Below are 20,417 nucleotides of genomic sequence, written 5' to 3' on the forward strand. Positions count from 1 at the left end.
CCCTATCCCAGATACCGGTGAAGATCGGTGAACATGTGAACTGTGTACTCGACCATCCGGCGGGCAAACCACGGCAGGCCGATAAGAATGAGCGTGCCCACCAGCAGCAGACGGGGCACGGTCGTAAAGGTCTGCTCCTGCAGCGAGGTCAATGTCTGCGCGAGGCTCAGCAGGAAGCTGATCAGCGCGGCAGCGATCAGCACCGGCGCACTGATCAGCATGGCCTGTTCGAGCATGTGGCGGAGGATGTTTACGACCAGATCTGTGGTCATGTTTTTATCTCGTCTCAGAAGCTTTTGAGCAGCGATCCGGCCAGCAGATTCCAGCCGTTGGCCATCACAAAGAGCAGAATCTTGAGCGGGGTAGAGATCACAACCGGCGGCAGCTGAAACATGCCGACCGAGGTCGTGATCGAGGCGATAATCATGTCGATCAGCAGGAAGGGCAAAAAGAGGATGGCACCGATCTCGAAGCCGGCCTTGAGCTCGGAGAGCATGTAGGCCGGTGCGACCACACGCAGCGGCAGGTCTTCAGGCCGTGCCGGCCTGGGCAACGCGGCAGCCGAGGTGAAAATCGCCAGGTCCTGCTCCTTGGCATAGCGCAGCATATAGAGGCGCGGTGGCTCGACACCTCGCTTTATCGCCTCCCATCCATCGATCTGGCCAAGACGAAAAGGCTCGACGGCCTGCTGATCTACCTGGTGCAGCACCGGCTGCATAAGAAACCAGCTCATCAGCAGGGCGAGGCCCATCAACACCTGATTGGACGGCGCGGTCTGCGTGCCCAGCGCCTGGCGCAGAAAGTGAAAGACCACCAGCAGCCGTACCATCGGCGTCATCGAGAGTACGATCGCGGGCAGCAGCGTCAGCAGGGTCAGGACAAAAAGCACCGTCCACGGCACCGAGTGCGAATCGGTAGCGGGGAGCGATAATGGAAGCAGATGCGAGGCGGAAGACGCAGCAGCGGCAAGGATCATCGCGCGCCCTCCGTATTCCCTGCTGCTTCAACTGCGGAAGAGGCAGCTGCCAGCGTCTCGCGGAAAGAAGCAGCACCTTCGCTCTGTGCCTCCAGCGGCGAGACCTCCCCGATCAGGAAAAGTGAGTCGGCCGAGCCGCCCAGCAGGTAGCGATGTCCGTCACACGCCACCAGCATCACCGCGCGGTTTCCGCCCAGCGGCAGACGCTCCTCGAGTGAAAGAGCAGGACGCACAGTCTTCGATCGGGAAGCCAGCAGCGAACGCGCACCTGCGAGCAGCACCGCGGCCCAGCCGCCAATCGGAGTGGGGACACTTACCCGGCGAGAGCGCTCAGAGTACACGGGTCACCCGCACGGCCAGCACATCGTCGACCACCTCAAACTCGGTCCACACTAATTGCGCGCCGCCGCACCAGATAGGCAGATCCTCATCATGCGGCCACTCGCTTGCGATCACTGTGCCTTTTTCCAGATGCAACAGATCCCGCACCCGGAAACCCCGTATCGGCACTGCGACGTCAAGCTGCATCGGAAGCACACCAAAAGCTGCAGGTACGACCGACTCAGCAAGAGCGGCAGCCGTTGCAGCCCCTCTTTCCGTCACCAGGTGATTCCCTGTTTCAACGGTCTCTTCGCCTGTCTCTGCAGGTGCGAGGGTGGACGATTGACTGGTTTCCATACGCACGGGCAAGTGCGATTCTGTGACCGAAAATGGGTCAGATATCTTGGAAAAACCTTATGACGAAAGCATTTCCTCTGAGGTCTAAGCGTGCTCGCAATCCCAATGAGCGCGCCCGCTCCAAGAAAGCACTTACCGTCAGGAGAAACACGGAATTACAACCTCACAAATGCAATCGGACCCGCCATCGACGGGTCCGGTTCTCCTCACGCAACGAAGAATCGTCACGCTCAGTGAATCATGTTGATCGTGTCCTGGGAGATCGTGTCGAAAGTTGTCACCGCCTTCGAGCTCGCCTCGTAGGCCTGCTGTGCCACGATCATGTCCGAGAACTGTGCTGAAATGTCCACATTGGACTCTTCCAGCGATTCACCCTCGAGCGTACCCAGTCCCGCGCTTCCGGCCACCCCAATCGTCGCTTCCCCCGAAGCATCGGTGGTCGAGTAGTTGTTGCCCGCGAGCAGGTCCAAGCCCTGCTCATTGACCACGCTGGCCAGAGCGAGCTGCCCGACATCCTCCGTCTTGCCATTGCTAAAGGTTGCCGAGATCACGCCGCTGGAATCCACCGTATATCCGCTGTATTCCCCGCTGGCATACCCGTCCTGCGTGGTGGCCGAAGCCTCCGAGGTAGAAGAGTATTGCGTCAGCGTCGCCGCATCACTGGAGTTGAAGAGATTCCAGTCGAGCGTCATATCCGAAGCACCGTCACTGAGGCCAGTGAAGCTGATGTCTGAGACATCGGCGGTTGGAGAGGTCAGATTGCCGTCGGAATCAAAGGTCAGCGTGCCGGTCAGATTCGATCCCCCTGTTGCGTCGCCGCTAGGCAGCGAGATGCTGTAGCTCCAGGTATTGGTTCCCGTATTGGTGAAGGACACGGTCATGGTGTGCGCTTCGCCCAGCGAGTCATAGACCGTCATCTCGGAGGAAAAAGGCGTGGTGCTGGTAGTCGAAGAGGAATCCAGGTTAGCGGTAATCGAAAAATTCGACGTAGCCTGCGGCTGCTCGGTCGCGCCGACCGGGATCTGAATGGCAGTAAGCGCGGCATTCGTATCAACGGTGCCGTCGGTCGCCGGATAGCCCATGACACTCAGACCGCTCGAAGAGGTCAGATAGCCGTCCGAGGTCAACGTGAAGTTGCCGTCGCGGGTATATTCGTAGCCGCCGTCATTCTGCAGCACGAAGAAGCCATTGCCGTCGATGGCCACGTTGTTATCTTCACTGGTCGACTCGATGCTGCCTTCGCTAAAGTCCGTAGTCGTCGCATCCACCTGAACACCGGCGCCCACCTGCAGCGGATTACCCGCGCCCGAGTCCCCAATTTGCTGGTAGAAGAGATCGCTGAAGCTGACATCCTGGCTCTTGAACGCGGTGGTGTTCATGTTCGAGAGGTTATTGGCGATGGTATCGAGAGCCTCGGAGGAGCTTTCGAGGCCGGTGAGTGGAATCGAGAACGAGGACATAGCGTTTTCTCCTGGAAATTCAACTGCATGCGCATTGCAACGACAGAGGAGACGCCTAATGCTGCGTCGTCGCCCCCGAAAGAGCAAAGAGTCTGGCCCGGTCGATATTCGGATTGGACGTCTGCGCCGAGCTCGTCTTCTGCGTCGGCATGGCCTCCATCGAGTTCGCTACCTTGATGGCCGAGGCCTGCATCGTCGCAGCCTGCGTTCCCGGCTGTGGCACACTTGCGTGCAACGCCGTCGAGGTTGCCGCCGTTGCGGCGGAGTGAACCGGCACGGCATCGCTCGATGAGGTGGTCGTACTGGTCGATGGCGTCGTGTTCTGGTTGATCTGGATAAGCTGCTCAAGGCTGTTGACCTGGACCAGCTGATCGACATACTCGTTGGGATCGGTATCACTGGTCGGGTCCTGGTTCTTGAGCTCGCTCACCAGCAGCTCCAGAAAGTCATTGGCCGTGATCGTTGCCGTGCTTGTACTGCTTGAGCTCGACGAGTTGCTGTCGCTGGAAGTGTCCTGAGCGCGAGCCGTGCTTCCTGCGGCCGCCTGCGACGAAAACACCGATGGGGATACGATCTGCCGATGGAAATCCATAGTTCTCCTCTTTACCCTGCAGTCTCTGCCGCCCGGCGGCGGCGCGAGTCTGTTCAGGCAAGCACACTGATGTAACGCAGCGTTGCACTACCGCTGTCTTCGATGGCCGCTGTTTCCACCACGCCTTCGGATTCGCCTGTCGCCTGCCCGCTGCTCACAGCAGACACGCTCTGACCGCTCCATGCGGCATGCCCTTGTGCGTGGCTGCCGCCTCCGCCCGCCTGCGACGAGCCATCTCCAACGGCCTGTTGCGCCACATCCAGGTGACTCACCTTCACCGCATTCTCCGCGAGATAGTGTGCGAGAGAAGGAAGCTCTGCGCTCATGGTGGCCTGCGTATGGCTTGAGCTGGTCAGAATCGCAGCTGCAACCTGGCCTTCCACACCGGAGCGGGTGTTGACCTCAAGCCAGCCCAGCGAGGGATCCTGAACTCCGATCGACACACGGCTCTGCGAAGCATGCAGCACGGCCGGCGCGGAGACTGGCTGATCAAGACGCTGATAGGGATTGCTCGCGCCGGCAAGCGAGGAGGTTCCAGCCGCCGTATGCGCGGCATAGGCCTCTCCCATGTTTACGCCGGCACGGCCGTCTGAGATGCCGCTGCTGGAAACAGCCGCGCCGGCAAGATCACCGGCATGCGTCACAGAAGCAACGCGGAGCGCCGAAGTATCCATTGCGGTATGAGCGGCAGTCAGAGATGGAGCAGAATCATGCGAGGGGGTTTCCGGTGCAGACGAGGTATCCGTGGCACTGCCCCCCGACTCTCGCGTATCTGCAGCGACCGTAACCCCGGCAGCAGACGACGCCGCGACACTGGCACCGGAACCGGCAGAGGCCAGCCCAGGTGCTACAGCAGATGCAAGCGATGCACGCACTCCTGCGTCCTCGGCTACCACTGAAGAATCGGCAGTTCCCGTCGGCTGAGGAGAGACCTGCGCCGATGAAACGGCCTCGGTCGCAGCGCTATTCGCTACAGCTATCGTGCCCGGAAGCGCACCTCCGGTTACACTTGCAGCATCCTGCGCGACATTCGGCGTCTCGCGCTTCCGCGTCTCCGTCCCCCTTGTTTCTTTTCCTGTCTTGCTCTTTTCTCCAACCTTCTCTCCGGCGCTCGCACCTTCGGCACTCGTCGCGGGTTCGACTGACCTGTCCACCTGACCAGACGCAGACGCAACGGACACGGTCGATGCCGTAGAGAGGACAGTCTTCAACGAAGATCCCGGCGAAATCTCTGCTCCGACAGACTCCAACGCTGCATCCCCAGGCAACGGCACGGCACCAGTCGAGGATGGGACGCGAGAGAATGCAGAAGGGAGCGAAGATGTGCGACCGGTGCCCAGACTTCCTTGCGAAAGCAGACCCGTTGTCAACTCCGAAGCAGAAACACCGGAACGTGTTTCATCCAGAAGCGATGCACCGCTCTTTCCCGATTCTGCCGCTGATTCTGTCCCTGCCCGGACCTCGCTCTTTGTGTTACCCGCTCCACTTTCCGAATCATTTCCACTACCCGAACCCGTGGAGCTCTCTTCGGAGACCATGGCTGCTGCCTTCTCAAGCAAGGCCTGAAACTCTCCCGCAAGCCCCGCTTCAGAGGAAGCAGGACTCATCTTCGTCGAGGAGAGCTCTGCAGTTGCAGAAACAGCACGGATCGATGAAGCAGCTGGCGGCAAGGAAGACCTCCGGGAACCTTCTTCTCCCTCTGTCCATGCAAACGATGGACCAACCACGCAGAAAAACATCCAAGAATTCTTGGAGAACTCTCATGTACCCGAGTCGATTCCGCGCCAGTGAGCCATTGCAAAGTGATCGTCGAGGTCTCGCTGCTCTCTGCGCCGCTGCTTCAGCTCTTCTCTCTGCCGCTCTGAGGCACGCAGCGCTTCGGCCTGCAGGCGCTCCCGGCGTCGCGCCAGGTATTGTTCCCGACTTGCCTCCATCGCGGCTTCAGCCTGTGCCACAGCTTGTTCCAGCAACACCAGACGTCCCGCAACCGCCTCGGCTGCACGAAGATCGATAAAACGCGCCTCCGCCGTGGCTGCCTCTTCCGCAGCCCGGTGTTCCCTCTCCGGATCGCGCAGGCCTCCGAGCGCACGCTGCTCCAGGCTTTGCTGCTCAGCCCTTTCCTCTGCCCACGCCTGTTCTGCAGCCTGCAAGAGGCTTGCCCGGTTGCGCAATTCATTCCGTGCTGTTTCTTCGAGCAGCAGACGGATTCGCACCAGGCGCGAAAGCAGACGCTGCACTCAGAGCCTGCCCGCGAGCGCCGTCAGCGCGGCAACCGCTTCATCCCGGCTCACCCGCTCACCCGAGGCCTGCATCAGGTAGGCACGAATCTGAGCGCGGCTGCGCACTGCTGCATCAAGGGCAGGATCACTGCCTGCCCGGTATGCGCCGATACGGATCAGGTCCTCAGAGCGCGCATACACCGCCAGCAGACGCCTCACCGCAGCGGCTGCTTCACGATGCGCAGGCGTAGTCACCGCCGGCATAAGGCGGCTGATGGAATCGAGCACCTCGATCGGCGGATACCATCCCTCTGAAGCCAGCCCGCGCGACAACACCACGTGGCCATCGAGCAACGAGCGTACGGCATCGACCAATGGGTCCTGCTGGTCATCGCCCTCCATCAACACGGTGTAAAAGCCGGTAATACTGCCACGCTCGAACTGTCCTGCGCGCTCGATCAACCTTGCCAGTCGATGAAAGACAGACGGCGTATAGCCTTTCGCTGTCGGAGGCTCACCAGCCGCCAGCCCCACTTCGCGTGCGGCCATGGCATAACGTGTTAAGGAATCCAGCACCAGCAGCACGTGCCGCCCCTGTTTCGCAAAGTGCTCGGCCACCGTGGTCGCCGCCAGCGCCGCGCGCATGCGCAGAAGCGGCGACTGATCGGAGGTTGAGACTACCACTGCGGCACGTCTCCGTCCCTCTTCCCCAAGACTTTCCTCGAGGAACTCGCGCACCTCGCGGCCGCGCTCCCCTACCAGCCCCACCACGATGATCTCGGCATCGCTATTCCGGGTCATCATGCCGATCAGCGTGCTCTTGCCGACACCCGAGCCGCCGAAGATACCCACTCTCTGCCCTCGACCTACGGCCAGCAAGCCATCGATAGCTCGCACCCCAGTTCCGATCGGCGTACGAATCGGCATCCGGTCAAGCGCCCGCGGCAGCAAGCCATCAAGAGGCCGCGTCACCGTCTCTCCGATGCCCCATCCCGCGTCATCCATCGGTGTCCCCAGCGCATCAAGAACACGGCCGATCACCCCATCACCGACTTCAATTTGAGGAATCGTGCCCAGGCCGCTGATCTCGTCGGCATAGCGGATACCCTCGGCAGAACCTACGGTCATGCTCAGCACATGATTGCCGCGAAACCCGATCACTTCCGCCAGATGCTGGTGGCCGGAAGCATCCACGATCTCACAGCATTCCCCTAACGAGCAGGGCGGTCCAATCGATTCAACGGTCTGCCCCGATGCATCACTGATGCGTCCGCTCCAGCGCAACAACGGAGCATGACGCAGCCGGGCAAAATAGCTGCCCAGCAGTCGCGGGGCTCGTCCTATCGCTCCTTCAGGCAATGGCGGCATCGGATGTCCTGCGTGACGCGCCCGGTCCCGCGTCTCGTCGTTCGAGCAGGTCAAAAAAGCCTCGTTCAATCTCTCCGAGCTGTGCCCCCACACTTAGATCCACCGATCCCATTGCAGCTATCAGGCGGCACTCTCCCGCGCGCAGATGCTCATCTCCACTGATAACCGGCTGCACGGGAAGATTAGTCGTCATACGCAGCGTTTCCTCCCACAGCGCTGTTTCCGCAGCTGGAACCACCAGTTGCACCTCAGTTGCCTCGGCCAGCCGCCCCAGCGCCACCCGCACCGCGCCACGCAGCAGCAGCGGGTCCATCTGCGTCTCGCGATGCAGGATGCGCGCCGCAATGGCCAGCGCCAGTTCCACTGCCTCGCGTTCGATCGAAGCGAAGTAGCGGCTGCGAGAAACCTCGAACTCCGCCAGAGCATGCTGGAGCGCTGCCGCGATGCCTTCGAGCACATGCCTGCGCTCCTGCTCGACGCCTTCGCGGGCCGCGCTCTCGGCCTCTTCGCGCACCGCCGCGATCCGCTCGCGTAGCTGCCGAGCCAGCGTCTCACGCTCCTCTTCCAGCTCCTCCATGCGTCTCCGCAGTTCCTCCGCCTCTTCGGAAGCCACGACCGGCTCTTCCTCCAGGGGCCACACCGGCTCCGGGGGCGCTTCGCCGGCCAACGGATATTCAAACCGGATTACCTTCGCCTGCCGCGCCGATGCCGCGCTCTCACTCATGCCGCACTCCTCCCGCTATCGATCCGTCCACTCATATCCATCCGATTGTCTTTACATCAGGTCATCGCCCTGCTCGAGCTTAAGAATTACCTTGCCTTCGGCTTCGAGTTGACGTGCGAGATTCAGAATCTCCTGCTTCGCTTGCGCGACCTCACGGGTGCGCACCGGGCCCAGCACTTCCATGTCGTCCTTCATCATCTCGACGGCGCGCGAGCTCATGGCGCGGAAGAAGTGCGCCTTGAGATCCTCCGCCGAACCGCGCAGCGCGAGCGCCAGCTGCCGCTTGTCAACTGCAGAAACAATCTCCCGCATGCTGGCCGCGGGTACGGTCACCAGATCATCGAAGGTGAACATCAGATTGCGCACCTCGATGGCCATCTCCGGGCTTTCTTCCTCGATCTGCTCAAGGATCTTCTTGGCCTGCTCTGCATCGAGCCGGTTCAGCAGATCCGCGACAGCCTTGAAGCCGGAGTAGGCCTTGCGGCTGGAGTCTCCCACCGTCTCAAGCCGCTTATGAAGGATGAAGGCCACCTTCTGCGCCATCTCCGGCGAGAACTGGCGCATCGCTCCCAGGCGCTTGGTCGCCGCCACGCGATTCGTCTCTGACAGGCTGGTGAGCACCAGCGAAGCGCGCTTCGGATCGAGGTGGGCAAGCACCAGGGCCACCGTCTGCGGATGCTCTCCGTCGAGAAACTTGCCCAGTTGCACCGGATCGACCTTCTGCAGCATGGAGAGGTTGCCATGGCTCTGCTCCTGCGCCCGCTTCACCAATGCCAGCAGATCCTCGGCGCGCTGCTTGCCGAAGGTATCGACCAGCAGCTTGGTCGCAAAATCCAATCCGCCGTGAATCATGACATGCTGTGTGCCCAGCATCTCGTGAAACTCTTCGACCACGGCCATCGATAGATCGGGAGGAATATTCCGTGTCTGCGCAATCTCCTCGGTCAGCCGCTGCACATCGCTTTCGGGCAGATTCTGCAGCACCAGCTTGCCCAGTTCATCGCCCATGGCGATCACCAGGATCGCAGCCTTCTTCACCCCGGACAAACGCGCCAGTTGCGCCCGCAATGCCGGGGTGATCGTATCGACCACCGCGGTGGCCTCAGCTGCGGTTGCCACGTTCTCCGCCATCCCTTCCTCCCTTGACTTTCTGCTTCGCGCGGCTCTGCATCCCAGCTATGCATCCGTGTGGATCCAGCTTTGCAACAGCCGCGTACTCTGTTGTGGCTCCCTGCGCAGGTGCTCGCTGACCGAATCAAAGACTGCCTGGGCCTGCAACCGCTGACGCTCGGCAGCCACCTCCTCCGGCGTCGCTTCGGCCGCAGCTGGAAGCGCGGCAACATTGGCTGCGGGAGCAGGCAGCGCCGGCGGTGTGGCGATCGCCTGCACCTGCCGCATCACCGGACGGATCACAAACCAGAACAGCACCAGAGCACAGAGCAGTAGACCTCCATAGCGGAAGAGCGGCGCCGCCTGTCCTGCCGTCTGCATCAGCCGCTCCCCAAGCGGCGCCGGGGCCAGACCGCTCTCGTCAAAGGGAAGGCTCTCCACGCTCACCAGATCGCCGCGTGTCGCATCATAACCAACTGTGGCCTTGACTAGATCGGTCATCCGCGTCATCTCTTCCTGCGACCGCGGCTGCCAACGCGCCTGCTTGCCCGTTCCCACCTGCTGGTAATTGATCAGCACGGCCGCATTCACCCGGTGCAGCCGCCCCGCCCCCTGCGTCACATGCCTCACCCGCTTCGATGCGGCATATGTGTTGGATTCCTGCTTGGCCGACTCCAGGCTGGAGGTCGAACTTGGATAGACAGGCGGCTGGGTATTCGGAGCATTGCTGGCCGTGCCCGGCACACCAGTGGCGGCTGGCGCGGGAGTAGCCTCACGATCCGATTTCTGACTGGTCAGCGTGACCACGGTGTTGGGATCATAGGTCTCATCGACCTCATCGCTGGCGGCGGTATCGTAATCGAGATCGACCGAGGCATGCACGTTGCCGACACCGGCCACAGGCTCAAGCGTGGCCATCAACTTGTCAGCCATGCTCTGCTCAAGCGCCGCAGTCTCCACGCTCGAACTCTTCTTGCCAAGCTGCCTGCCCGTGCTGTCCACCAGCACAACATTCTCCGCGTGCAGATCGTCGACCGAGGCTGCTACCAGATTGCGGATCGCCTCCGCGCTCTCTGTCGAAAGGTCACGATGCCGCAGCTTGAGCACAACCGAAGCCTTCGCGTCCCGCTGCTGCTCGCTGAAGAGCGAATCGTGCGGCAGCACAAGATTCACCCGCGCGCTTTCGACATCGGCCAATGTGGAGATGGTATGTTCGAGCTCGCCTTCGAGCGCACGCTGATAATTCACCTTCTCCTCGAACTCCGAACCGATCCAGTTCGGCTTGTCGAAGAGATCAAAGCCCATGCGGCCGCTGCGCGGACCGCCCTTGGCCGCGGTCAGCAGCCGCGCCTTGTCAAGCGAATCGGCCGGCACGCGCAGGGTTCCACCATCCGGCGTCACGTTGTATGGAATGCCCGCTCCGCTGAGCGCCGTCGCCATCTCGCGCTCGTCCTCGGTATCGAGTCCGGAATAAAGTGTCCTCCAATCGGTACGGGTTGCATACCATCCAACGGCGATGATGCTCAGCAGGGCCAGTACTGCACCGATCCCCAGCCATTGGCGCTGGCGGCGCTCCAGCCTCTGCCATCCCTCAAGGAAGCGGCCAAAGGCCAGCGCAACCGCCGGTGCCGCCCGTTCGCGCAACGACCGTGCTCCACCGGTCGAGGCCGCGCCCTCGCCGCGCATCTCCGGCCGGATCTCGGCCCGCGTCTCCGTCTGTGCGTCTCTCTCTGCCACTGCCTCTGATCCCCGCTATCGGCCGCCCCACCAGGTGGCGCAAGCCTGTCTCAAAACTGCATCTGCATCAGCTGCTGATACGCGGCGACGGCCTTGTTCCGCACCGCAAGAGTCATCTCAAAGGCCAGGTTGGCCTTCTGGGTCGCGATCATCGCCTCATGCACATCGACACCGTTACCGGCCATCAGTCCCTGCACCGTGCTTGTCGCGTCACTCTCAAGCTGCTGCTCGCTTTCAAGAGCCGAGCGCAGCAGGTTGCTGAAGGGCATCTGGCTGCCGTCTGCTCCTGAAGCAGCCGTGCCCGGCCCAACAGAACCTGTCATCGCAGAGCCCGCTCCACCGGCCATCATGGCCCCGATCGTGTTGAGATCCATCGCCATCCTCTCTTTCCCTGCCCGGCTATCGCCGCTATGCCTTCATAATGTCGAGCGAGGAGCCGATCATTGCCTTAGTCGCCTGCACCGCCGAGCTGTTGAGCCCGTAGGCCCGGTTGGCGCTCATCAGGTCCACCATCTCGGTCAGCGGATTGATGTCCGGATAAGAGACATAGCCGTCCTTGTCCGCATCGGGATGCTGCGGGTCATAGCGGCGCAATCCATTGGCCTTGTCCTGCACCACGGCAGCGATGGTCACGCCGCCGACATTGCCCTCGGCCTCGGCAAAGACGTCGTCTCCCGGAAATCCGGCGCCGGAGAACCCATTCCCCACCGCACCGTTTCCGGTATAAGCCGCTTCGGAAATGCCCTGGTCTGCAAAGGCATCCGCGAAACTCGGCGCCTCGGACTCGAAGACCACATGCTGACGCCGGTAAGGCCCACCCTGCGGCGTCTGCGTCGTTTCCGCGTTGGCCATGTTCGCCGCCACCACCTCGGCCCGCAGCCGCTCGGCGGAGAGTGCCGAGCCGCTGACATCCATCACTCCAAAGAGATTCATCGCTCCCCACCCTTTTCCGCTTGCCCTGGTTGCCCCGATTGCAAATCCATTGCCTCTGTCTTCCTCTGCCACCATGCGCGACCTGACCGGTTACTTGCTGTCGGCGTGGATCGCATCCATTACCGTCGAGTACTCGTTCTTGAGCAGCGCGACGCCCATGCGGAAACGCAGTTGATCCTCGGCCATCTTCAGTCCCTCGCGATCCATCGACACGTTGTTGCCATCAGGCCGCTCGAGCAGTCCGTCGACACGCTCGACCGAGGCCGCGCGCCGCGCGCCTACCGGCCGTCCCGCCGCCTCATCCTTCCTCCGTTCGGTGATCTCGCCCATCGAGGCCTCCATCTCTGCGGCAAAGTCCAGGCCCACCGCGCGATAGCCCGGCGTATCCACATTGGCCGCATTCTGCGCGGTCAGCTTCATCTCCAGGCCGGTGAGATCGAGATAGCGCTCCAGCTGATCGCTCAACAGGGTTGTCACGTACATGGCATTGCCTCCCGTATCCATCCCTGCAAACCATCCACCAGCCGTAAGCGGCGGGGATTGCAAAACTCTCATGCCGGCTCTTCTTCGCCAAACTCGATCTCCGACACGCCGATCTCCGGACGCTCCTCGGCAAGAATCCAGGCTCGCTCGAGCACGTGCTCAAGCTCACGCACATTGCCCGGCCAGGGATACGCCTCGAGCCGCGCTCGGGCTTCCATGCTCAGGCTTTTCGCCGCGCTGCGCTCACTCAGCCGGGCAAGAAAGTGTCCAACGAGCTCTTCGATATCCCGCACCCGTCCAGCCAGGGGCGGCGTACGGATCGAAAAGACAGAAAGACGGTGATAAAGATCCATGCGGAAGGTGCCATCATTCGCCATCCGCGCCAGAGGCCGATGCGTGGCCGCGACCAGCCGCACATCCACCTTCACCGCCTCGTTGTCGCCAATGCGCTGCAGCTCTCCGCTCTCGAGAAAGCGCAGCAGCTTGGCTTGCAGCGGCAGCGGCATCTCGCCGATCTCATCGAGAAAGAGCGTGCCTCCGTGCGCAGCCTCGATCCTGCCCGTGCGGCCCTGCACCGCGCCCGTGAAGGCGCCGCGCGTATGCCCGAAGAGTTCGGCCTCGAGCAGCGATTCGGGAATAGCCGCGCAGTTCAACACCACGAAGGCCCGTGAAGAGCGAGGGCTCAGGCGGTGCAGTGCGCGCGCCACCAGTTCCTTGCCTGTCCCGGTCGGCCCCTGGATGAGCACCGGGGTCGTGCGCGGAGCTACGAGGCGGATGCGCCGGCTCACCTCGAGCATGGCCGCATCCTCACCGATAAACTCCGGAAGGCGAAGACTGGCCTGCGGCAATGGAGTCGCCACGCCCTGCACTACTCTCAACGCCGGCATGGCGTCAGAGCGAAGGGCCGCGGCTTCAGGCCGCGCGGTTTCGATTACGGGCGCCGCGTTCCAGGCAGCTCCGTCGCCGTCCTGTCCGCGGCGCACAGCCAGCAGCACCTCGTTGCGGCGCGGGCTGCGTGTCTGTCCGGATAGCTCAGCATCGCCCAGGGAGACCAGGTCCATCTCTCCATAAAGGCGTTGGCAGTCGGCGACAAACTCTGTTATCTCGAGATCGGGCAGCCAGCTATCGACGATCAATGTCTCAGCAGGCTCGGCATCGAGCAGCGCCAGCGCCTCTGCCCCGCCGGCCGCTTCGCGCACCTGCCAGCGCAGGCTCACCAGCGTCTCCCGCACCCGCTGACGAAAGGAGAGATCGGAACTCACCAGTACCGTGGTACGCGGCCGCGGCGCCGTTGCAGCCATGGGAGGATGCGCAAGGGAAGAAGAATAGGGTGTTGCGAGCATAGTGTCTGCGCTCCTTTAGCGCTTGTTTGCAGTCTGGTTACTGCGCGAGTCCGATGGCGTACCCCTGCCCGCGCACCGTCTCGATCAACGCCGGTTGGCCGGTATCGCCCAGCTTGCGGCGGAGGTAGTTCACATAGACATCCACTACATTTGTGGTGCTGGCGCGCAGCTCCCATACATGCTCCAGCAGGGTCGCGCGGGAGACTGCCTGCCCGCGGTTCAGCAGCAGATATTCGAGCAGTGCGAATTCCTTGTTCGTGAGGGTGACCGCACGGCCTTCACAAAGCACGCTGCGCTCTACCCGGTTGACCTCAAGACCGCGCTGGCGCAGCACCATGGCTGCCGCGCCACGGCGGCGCACGACCGCCCGGCAGCGCGCCCGGAGCTCGGACATGGCGAAAGGCTTGGCGAGAAAATCGTCCGCCCCCAGCTCCAGCACCTGCACCCGCACCTCGAGCGCGGAGCGCGCCGAGAGCACCAGGACCGGCGCATCCTCACCTGAAGCACGCAGCAGTTTCAACACCTCGAGACCATCGCGGCGCGGCAGGTTCAGATCGAGAATGGTCAGGTCCGGAGCCACGGTGTGAAACTGATCCACGGCCTCCTGCCCGTCGCACGCCACGACGACAGAGTGTCCCTCGCCTGCAAAAGACCGCTGCAAAAGTGCTGCCAGTGCCTGGTCACCGTCTACCACCAGAAGACGCATCGCTGTTTCCCTCACGGCTACTTTCCCGCGAAGCGGCGCAGCGAACAATAGGCAAAAGCAAAGACGGCTGTGGCAGTATTTCCGCTATGGGAAAAGCAGGAAGGGGCGTACCAAAACAAGATCAGGACGAAAAGGGAGTCACACCGGCACAGGAACGATCACCGTTATGTGTAAATGGCCATGCAGAAAAAGAAATCCGTGCAGTTCGCTTTTTATTCGCTACAATGAGCACATGGCGGTTACGCGTCGACAAAAAGAGGTGCTGGACTTTATCACGGCGTTTGTTCAGCGCAACGGTTATTCGCCTTCGTTCGAGGAGATCGCGCAGGGTCTTGAGCTGCGCTCGCTGGCCACAGTGCACAAGCACGTGACCAATCTCCAGAACAAGGGATTGCTGCAGCGCGCGCACAACCGCAGCCGCTCGATCGACGTGCTTCCTCCGCGCCCCAAGGCGAGACCCGGCGAGCGCTTTCCCCTGCTCGGCCGCATCGCTGCCGGTCTGCCGATTGAAGCCGTTGAGAACCAGGATTCCATCTCGCTCACCGATGTGGTCGGCAGCCGAGAGGTCTTTGCTCTCCAGGTGCGCGGCGAATCGATGCGCGACGAGCATATTGTTGACGGCGATTATGTCTTCGTCGAGCGCGGCAACACCGCGCATGAAGGCGATATCGTCGTCGCTCTGGTCGGCGGCATGGAGTCCACGCTCAAGCGCTACTACCTCGAGGGCTCGACCATTCGCCTGCAGCCCTCGAACAGCGAAATGGATCCGATCTACGTTCCCGCCGCGCAGGTCGCTATTCAGGGACGCGTGGTCGGCGTTCTGCGCCGCTGCTAGCTCTCAGCTTCTAGCTCATCCTCGCTATTTCGGCCTCCTGTTCCTGCCCGCGAAGGAAGATCGCAAAAGCACCAAAGCCCGGCCTTGGCCGGGCTTTGGTATTGGAAGAGGTGCTTGCTTCTAGTGCGCACCGGCAGGAGCCTTCCTGCCCGGTACGACCTTGCGGAAGAGCCACACCATCGCCACACAGGCGAAAGAGAGCAGCGACATCCAGCGGAAGACATCGACGAAGGACCAGAGCTGCGCCTGTTGCCCAAGTTCGGTGTACATCCGGCCATACGCCACACCTTGCGTATTTGCAGGGTTTGTCATGTGGCCCAGGTAGTTTCTGAGCGCGCTCGTCTGCTGCTCGAACCACACGCCGGAGCGCGGAACATAGTTTGCGATCTCGTTCTGGTGCGCGTCCGTGCGCCGCGTCAGCAGTGTCTGCGCAACAGAAATTCCAATCGATCCGCCGATGTTGCGCAGCAGGTTGAAGATACCGCTGGCGCTTCCAATCTGCTCATTACGCAGAGTGCCGTAAGCCTGAGTGGTGATGGGCACGAAGACAAAGCTCAACGCGAAGCCAGTCACGATGATCGGCAGCAGCAGTGTCGTCGGACCGATGTCCAGCGTGAGATTGCCGAAGAAAAGCGACATGATGCCGAAGACCACGAAGCCGAAGGTCAGCAGGTAGCGGGCGTCGACCTTGCTGCCAAGGTAGCCGATCACCGGCATGCCGAGAATCGAACCGATGCCGCGCGGTCCGACGACCAGGCCCGCGGTGAAGGCTGTATAACCGAGCAGATCCTGATAGAAGAGCGGCAGGATCGTAATCATCGAGTAAATGCACAACCCGAACATCGCGATCAGCAGGCAGCCGATGGCGAAGTTCCAGTTTTTGAGGGTCTTCAGATTGACGAGCGGAGACTTCGAGCGCCAGGAATGCCAGACGAACCAGATAAAAGATGTGACCAGGAAAAATGTTGCCCAGCGAATCCAGGCTGCGCCGAACCAGTCGTCTTCCTGCCCCTTGTCGAGAATCACCTGCAGGCAGCCGGTCCAGACCGCCAGTAGGCCGAAGCCGAGATTGTCGAACTTTCCCGCCTTGGCATTCTTGATGTACGGCGGATCGTGCACGAAGCGGCTGATCATGAAGAGGGCCAGCGCACCAACCGGGATGTTGATGTAAAAGGCGTAACGCCAGCTGTAGGTGTCCGTAAGCCAGCCGCCCAGCGTCGGCCCGAGGACTGGAGCCACGACCACGCCAAAGGCGAAGACGGTCATCGCGATGCCGCGCTTCTGGGGCGGGAAGCTCTCGAGCAGGATGGCCTGCGAGAGCGGCTGCAGCGCACCGCCGCCAGCGCCCTGCACCACGCGCGCCAGGAGCATGATCCCGAGCGTCGGCGCCGCGCCGCAGAAGAACGAGGAAACAGTGAAGATGACGACGCAGGTGAGCAGAAACCGCTTGCGGCCGAATTTGAGCGAGAACCAGTTACTTGCCGGCAGAATCACGGCATTGGCCACCAGATAGCTGGTAAGCACCCAGGTCGCCTCATCGTTCGAGGCCGAAAGAGACCCGGCAATATACGGCAATGCCACCGAGGCGATCGCCGTATCCAGAACCTCCATGAAGGTGGCCAGCATCACCGAGATGGCGATAAGCCAGGGATTGACACCGGCGTTCTGCGCCTGCTGACTGCTCTCGTCTGCCATGTTCCTGCTTCTGTCTGCAAATAAAGGGAGCGGCGAAGCCGCAGAAAAGATGACACCGCGGCGGGCGAGGCGTCGCTTTACAACTTGCTGTCTATCAATTCGATACAGAAGGTGGCCCGGAAGATGCAGACATGAACCAGATCCGGCGGCTTCCCACTTCTATAGATGTAAATGCATGAAAATAAATAAGTTCAATCACATCCAAGGACCACTCTTGACCATCCTAAAAGCTGTCTGCACTTCTCTCTGGCACCCACCACCCTCTCTTTCCTGCATGCATGCCCTTAAAGAACTTCAAGAATTACGCATATCTCATTGAAAATAAATATGATAATGGGCACCAAACAGGAATGGCACAGGGGCTTACGCCTTGATCTACCCCAACTTAAACTTTCTTTGACAGATTGGACGTTTGCTTGCATCCCTGAATCGATATTCACCATCAGATAGATTGACAATAACTCACTCAAGTGCGACAGTAGTGCTTGACGGGAGTCGTCGACAGTTCAGGAGCAGCCCAATATGGCAAAGATTATCGGTATCGATTTAGGAACAACGAACTCGTGCGTCGCAGTGATGGAAGGCGGCGAACCCAAGGTCATCCCCAATGAAGAGGGCGGACGCACCACCCCTTCGATTGTGGCTTTCACCAAGAGCGGCGAGCGCCTGGTTGGCCAGGTAGCCAAGCGCCAGGCCATCACCAACCCGCAGAACACCATTTACTCCGTCAAGCGCTTTATGGGCCGCCGCGCCAGCGAAGTCAGCGACGAAATGAAGATGGTGCCGTACAAGGTCAAGCAGCAGGGCGATCATGTCGTCGTCGAGGCCCAGGGCAAGGACTATACCCCGCCCGAGATCTCGGCCATGATCCTGCAGAAGCTGAAGAAGGCCGCTGAGGACTATCTCGGCCAGACCGTGACAGAAGCGGTCATCACTGTGCCCGCGTACTTTAACGATGCGCAGCGCCAGGCTACCAAGGATGCCGGTCGCATTGCCGGTCTCGACGTGAAGCGTATCGTCAACGAGCCGACGGCCGCCGCGCTGGCCTATGGCCTCGACAAGAAGAAGGAAGAGACGATTGCCGTGTATGACTTCGGCGGCGGCACCTTCGACGTGTCGATCCTTGAAGTGGGCGAAGGCGTGATTGAAGTGAAGTCGACCAACGGCGACACGCACCTGGGCGGCGACAACATCGACCAGGCAATCGTGGACTGGCTGATCGATGAATTCAAGAAGGACGAAGGCCTCGACCTCGGCGCCAAGGGTAACGAAATGGCTCTGCAGCGCCTGAAGGATGCTGCCGAGCGCGCCAAGATCGAGCTCTCGACCGCGCTCGAGACCGAGATCAACCTACCGTTCGTGACGGCGGATGCGAGCGGCCCGAAGCACCTGGTCAAAAAGCTGACCCGCGCGAAGCTTGAGGCACTGGTTGAGCCGATCCTGCAGCGTTCGATCGAGCCCTGCAAGAAGGCGATGGCCGATGCCGGCGTCGACGCCAGCAAGATCCACGAAGTGGTGCTGGTCGGTGGACAGACCCGTATGCCGCGCATTCAGCAGATCGTGAAGGATCTCTTCGGCAAGGAGCCCCACAAGGGCGTGAACCCGGACGAAGTCGTGGCCATCGGCGCCGCGGTGCAGGCCGGCGTCCTGGCTGGTGAAGTCAAGGATCTGTTGCTGCTCGACGTGACCCCGCTGACGCTCTCGATTGAGACTCTGGGCGGAGTGGCGACGGCGATGATCCCGCGCAACACGACCATCCCGACCAAGAAGACCGAGACCTTCTCGACAGCGGCCGACAGTCAGACGGAAGTGGAAGTGCACGTCCTGCAGGGCGAGCGCCCGATGGCCGCGCAGAACCGCACGCTGGCGAAGTTCAAGCTGAGCGGCATTCCGACGGCTCCGCGTGGTGTGCCGCAGATCGAGGTCACCTTCGACATCGATGCGAACGGCATTCTGAACGTGACGGCCAAGGACAATGCGACAGGCAAGGACCAGAAGGTGACCATCACTTCCTCCTCGGGTCTGAGCAAGGAAGAGGTTGAGCGCATGGCCAAGGAAGCCGAAGCGCATTCGTCGGAAGACAAGGCGAAGCGCGAGGAGATCGAGGCCCGCAACCAGCTCGACGGCCTGGTCTATAACGTCGAGAAGATGCTGAAGGACAACGGCGACAAGGTCTCCGGCAGCGAGAAGTCCGAGGTGGAATCCGCCCTGGCTGACGCGAAGAAGACCCTGGAAGGCCAGCCCGATGCGGCGGCAATGAATGCCGAGCGCGAGAAGCTGACCGCTGCTTCGCACAAGCTGGCCGAGGCGATGTACAAGGCCGGCGCGACCCCGGGAGCTCCGGCTGACGGCGGTGCGGCAGCCTCCGGCACGACCGAGGAAGCCAAGAAGGACGAAGGCGTAATCGACGCCGAGTACGTGGACGTCGACGACAAAAAGTAAGTACGCAGGCAGCTGCGTTTGAACCATCGAGGGGCTGCTCTGTTGAAGAGCAGTCCCTCTCGTTTTCAGCCTGTATTTCGGCAAAGGAGTGCTATGACCGGAACCAACACATTGTGGAAGTGCGAGCAGATTCGTGCCGGACAGGTTTATAACCGGGTGATGTTCGACACGAAGGAAGAGGCAGAGCAGTTCCGCACAGCCATGAATAAAGCCGAGCCCGATCTCTTCTGGAGTATTGAGCCGATCGAAGCGCGGATGGTGTGGAACTGATCGATGCCCGAAGGAAATGAGATTCATCGCTTTGCCGAGCGACATGCGGCCGCGCTTGCCGGGAAAAGATTGCACGTGGATTCACCGAACGGTGGATTTCCCGATGCATCCCTGCTCAACGGGCGCACCCTGAAGTTGGTCGAGGCTTACGGTAAACATTTGGGCTATGTCTTCGGAAAAGACCTGATCGTGCATGTGCATCTCGGCATGTATGGCGACTTCTGGGAAGGCAAGATGCCGCTGCCTCCGGAAAAGGGCGCGCTGCGGTTGCGCATGTGGACCAGGACGGACTGGGTTGAGCTGCGCGGAGCCACCGATTGCTCGATCTTCGACAGCGAGAAGTGGGCAGCGCTGCTGGCAAGGCTCGGTGCCGATCCCCTGCGTGAGGATGCCGATCCGGAGCCGGCCTTTGCAACCATCCGCAAGCGCAAGACGGCAATCGGATTACTGCTGATGGACCAGCGCATCTTCGCAGGTATCGGCAACATCTTCCGCGCCGAGTTGCTCTATCGCGCACGGATCAGCCCGATGCGGCCAGGGCAGGAAGTCTCGCTCGCCGAGCTGCGGTCGATATGGAAAGACGCCTGCAAGCTGATGCCTGCGGCAATGGAAGATCGTCGCATCGTGACGACGCGGCCCAAAGATCGTCCGCACTCACGAGGCACTGTGCCAAGCGAAACTGTTTCAGACGAGGAAGTGCATTACGTTTACCGCCGCCACAATAAGCCGTGCCTGGTGTGTGGTGCGACAATCAAAAGGCAGGAGATGGGCGGGCGCACCGTGTACTGGTGCCCCGAATGCCAGAAGGCCTGAGAAGCCGGCCTGCCGGAAAGTTTGAGAAGAGCT

Annotated in this window: 22 protein-coding genes; 4 read left to right on the top strand and 18 right to left on the bottom strand. The window is 61.3% G+C overall.

Translation table 11 applies throughout. The features are described 5' to 3' along the window. Positions 1–2 precede the first annotated feature (2 nt). The 17 genes from ESZ00_RS13990 to ESZ00_RS14070 form a co-directional block, all read right to left on the bottom strand. Positions 3–272 carry a flagellar biosynthetic protein FliQ gene (locus ESZ00_RS13990; protein ID WP_129208856.1) on the bottom strand — a complete coding sequence of 90 codons (270 nt, stop codon included), beginning with the start codon at positions 270–272 and terminating at the stop codon, positions 3–5. A 14-nt stretch (positions 273–286) separates the two neighbouring features. Beyond that, on the bottom strand, positions 287–976 hold the full coding sequence (gene fliP / locus ESZ00_RS13995) for a flagellar type III secretion system pore protein FliP (RefSeq protein ID WP_129208857.1): 690 nt from the start codon (positions 974–976) through the stop codon (positions 287–289). Continuing rightward, a complete protein-coding gene (locus tag ESZ00_RS14000) occupies positions 973–1,317 on the bottom strand; it encodes a flagellar biosynthetic protein FliO (protein WP_129208858.1) in 345 nt (114 codons plus the stop codon). The genes fliP and ESZ00_RS14000 overlap by 4 nt, the downstream gene beginning before the upstream one ends. Then, positions 1,307–1,660 (bottom strand): FliM/FliN family flagellar motor C-terminal domain-containing protein, encoded by a 354-nt coding sequence (locus ESZ00_RS14005; protein ID WP_229741304.1) that lies wholly within the window; start codon positions 1,658–1,660, stop codon positions 1,307–1,309. Before ESZ00_RS14005 ends, ESZ00_RS14000 begins: the two co-directional genes overlap by 11 nt. A gap of 224 nt (positions 1,661–1,884) precedes the next feature. Continuing rightward, positions 1,885–3,114 carry a flagellar hook protein FlgE gene (locus tag ESZ00_RS14010; protein WP_129208860.1) on the bottom strand — a complete coding sequence of 410 codons (1,230 nt, stop codon included), beginning with the start codon at positions 3,112–3,114 and terminating at the stop codon, positions 1,885–1,887. Positions 3,115–3,169: 55 nt separating this feature from the next. After that, positions 3,170–3,706, bottom strand: coding sequence for a flagellar hook capping FlgD N-terminal domain-containing protein (locus tag ESZ00_RS14015; protein WP_129208861.1), 537 nt, complete (start codon positions 3,704–3,706; stop codon positions 3,170–3,172). A gap of 53 nt (positions 3,707–3,759) precedes the next feature. Further along, positions 3,760–4,380: a hypothetical protein gene (locus ESZ00_RS14020; protein WP_129208862.1), complete on the bottom strand. Its 621-nt coding sequence runs from the start codon at positions 4,378–4,380 to the stop codon at positions 3,760–3,762. A 1,086-nt stretch (positions 4,381–5,466) separates the two neighbouring features. Continuing rightward, complete coding sequence (locus ESZ00_RS14025; protein WP_129208863.1) at positions 5,467–5,943, bottom strand: flagellar FliJ family protein; 477 nt, start codon at positions 5,941–5,943, stop codon at positions 5,467–5,469. Continuing rightward, positions 5,944–7,293, bottom strand: coding sequence for a FliI/YscN family ATPase (locus ESZ00_RS14030; protein ID WP_129208864.1), 1,350 nt, complete (start codon positions 7,291–7,293; stop codon positions 5,944–5,946). Next, entirely contained in the window at positions 7,277–8,017 is a 741-nt protein-coding gene (locus tag ESZ00_RS14035; RefSeq protein WP_129208865.1) for a FliH/SctL family protein, read from the bottom strand. The genes ESZ00_RS14030 and ESZ00_RS14035 overlap by 17 nt, the downstream gene beginning before the upstream one ends. 51 nt (positions 8,018–8,068) lie before the next feature. Continuing rightward, complete coding sequence (fliG, locus tag ESZ00_RS14040) at positions 8,069–9,136, bottom strand: flagellar motor switch protein FliG (protein WP_229741286.1); 1,068 nt, start codon at positions 9,134–9,136, stop codon at positions 8,069–8,071. A 57-nt stretch (positions 9,137–9,193) separates the two neighbouring features. After that, positions 9,194–10,864 (bottom strand): flagellar basal-body MS-ring/collar protein FliF, encoded by a 1,671-nt coding sequence (gene fliF, locus ESZ00_RS14045; protein WP_129208867.1) that lies wholly within the window; start codon positions 10,862–10,864, stop codon positions 9,194–9,196. A 50-nt stretch (positions 10,865–10,914) separates the two neighbouring features. Beyond that, positions 10,915–11,238 carry a flagellar hook-basal body complex protein FliE gene (gene fliE / locus ESZ00_RS14050; RefSeq protein ID WP_229741288.1) on the bottom strand — a complete coding sequence of 108 codons (324 nt, stop codon included), beginning with the start codon at positions 11,236–11,238 and terminating at the stop codon, positions 10,915–10,917. A gap of 34 nt (positions 11,239–11,272) precedes the next feature. Next, the gene (gene flgC / locus ESZ00_RS14055) at positions 11,273–11,797 is read right to left on the bottom strand and encodes a flagellar basal body rod protein FlgC (protein ID WP_129208868.1); all 525 of its coding nucleotides are present in this window, start codon (positions 11,795–11,797) and stop codon (positions 11,273–11,275) included. 90 nt (positions 11,798–11,887) lie between these two features. Next, the gene (gene flgB / locus ESZ00_RS14060) at positions 11,888–12,352 is read right to left on the bottom strand and encodes a flagellar basal body rod protein FlgB (protein ID WP_229741290.1); all 465 of its coding nucleotides are present in this window, start codon (positions 12,350–12,352) and stop codon (positions 11,888–11,890) included. Beyond that, on the bottom strand, positions 12,349–13,623 hold the full coding sequence (locus ESZ00_RS14065) for a sigma-54 interaction domain-containing protein (RefSeq protein WP_229741292.1): 1,275 nt from the start codon (positions 13,621–13,623) through the stop codon (positions 12,349–12,351). The genes flgB and ESZ00_RS14065 overlap by 4 nt, the downstream gene beginning before the upstream one ends. A gap of 37 nt (positions 13,624–13,660) precedes the next feature. Further along, a complete protein-coding gene (locus ESZ00_RS14070; protein ID WP_129208869.1) occupies positions 13,661–14,329 on the bottom strand; it encodes a response regulator transcription factor in 669 nt (222 codons plus the stop codon). A gap of 232 nt (positions 14,330–14,561) precedes the next feature. Here ESZ00_RS14070 and lexA point away from each other — a divergent pair, with 232 nt between their 5' ends. Next, complete coding sequence (lexA, locus tag ESZ00_RS14075) at positions 14,562–15,164, top strand: transcriptional repressor LexA (RefSeq protein WP_129208870.1); 603 nt, start codon at positions 14,562–14,564, stop codon at positions 15,162–15,164. Positions 15,165–15,284: 120 nt separating this feature from the next. Here lexA and ESZ00_RS14080 read toward each other — a convergent pair whose 3' ends face one another. Then, positions 15,285–16,859: a DHA2 family efflux MFS transporter permease subunit gene (locus tag ESZ00_RS14080; RefSeq protein ID WP_129208871.1), complete on the bottom strand. Its 1,575-nt coding sequence runs from the start codon at positions 16,857–16,859 to the stop codon at positions 15,285–15,287. Between the two features lie 522 nt (positions 16,860–17,381). On the opposite strand from ESZ00_RS14080, the gene dnaK reads away from it, so the two are divergent. The 3 genes from dnaK (at position 17,382) to ESZ00_RS14090 (ending at position 20,384) form a co-directional block, all read left to right on the top strand. Next, positions 17,382–19,301 (top strand): molecular chaperone DnaK, encoded by a 1,920-nt coding sequence (gene dnaK / locus ESZ00_RS14085; protein WP_129208872.1) that lies wholly within the window; start codon positions 17,382–17,384, stop codon positions 19,299–19,301. Positions 19,302–19,394: 93 nt separating this feature from the next. Continuing rightward, positions 19,395–19,571, top strand: coding sequence for a hypothetical protein (locus tag ESZ00_RS20095; protein WP_164981519.1), 177 nt, complete (start codon positions 19,395–19,397; stop codon positions 19,569–19,571). A gap of 3 nt (positions 19,572–19,574) precedes the next feature. Then, a complete protein-coding gene (locus tag ESZ00_RS14090; RefSeq protein WP_129208873.1) occupies positions 19,575–20,384 on the top strand; it encodes an Fpg/Nei family DNA glycosylase in 810 nt (269 codons plus the stop codon). Positions 20,385–20,417 lie beyond the last annotated feature (33 nt).

It is taken from the genome of Silvibacterium dinghuense (assembly GCF_004123295.1).
GTDB classification, from domain to species: Bacteria; Acidobacteriota; Terriglobia; order Terriglobales; family Acidobacteriaceae; genus Silvibacterium; species Silvibacterium dinghuense.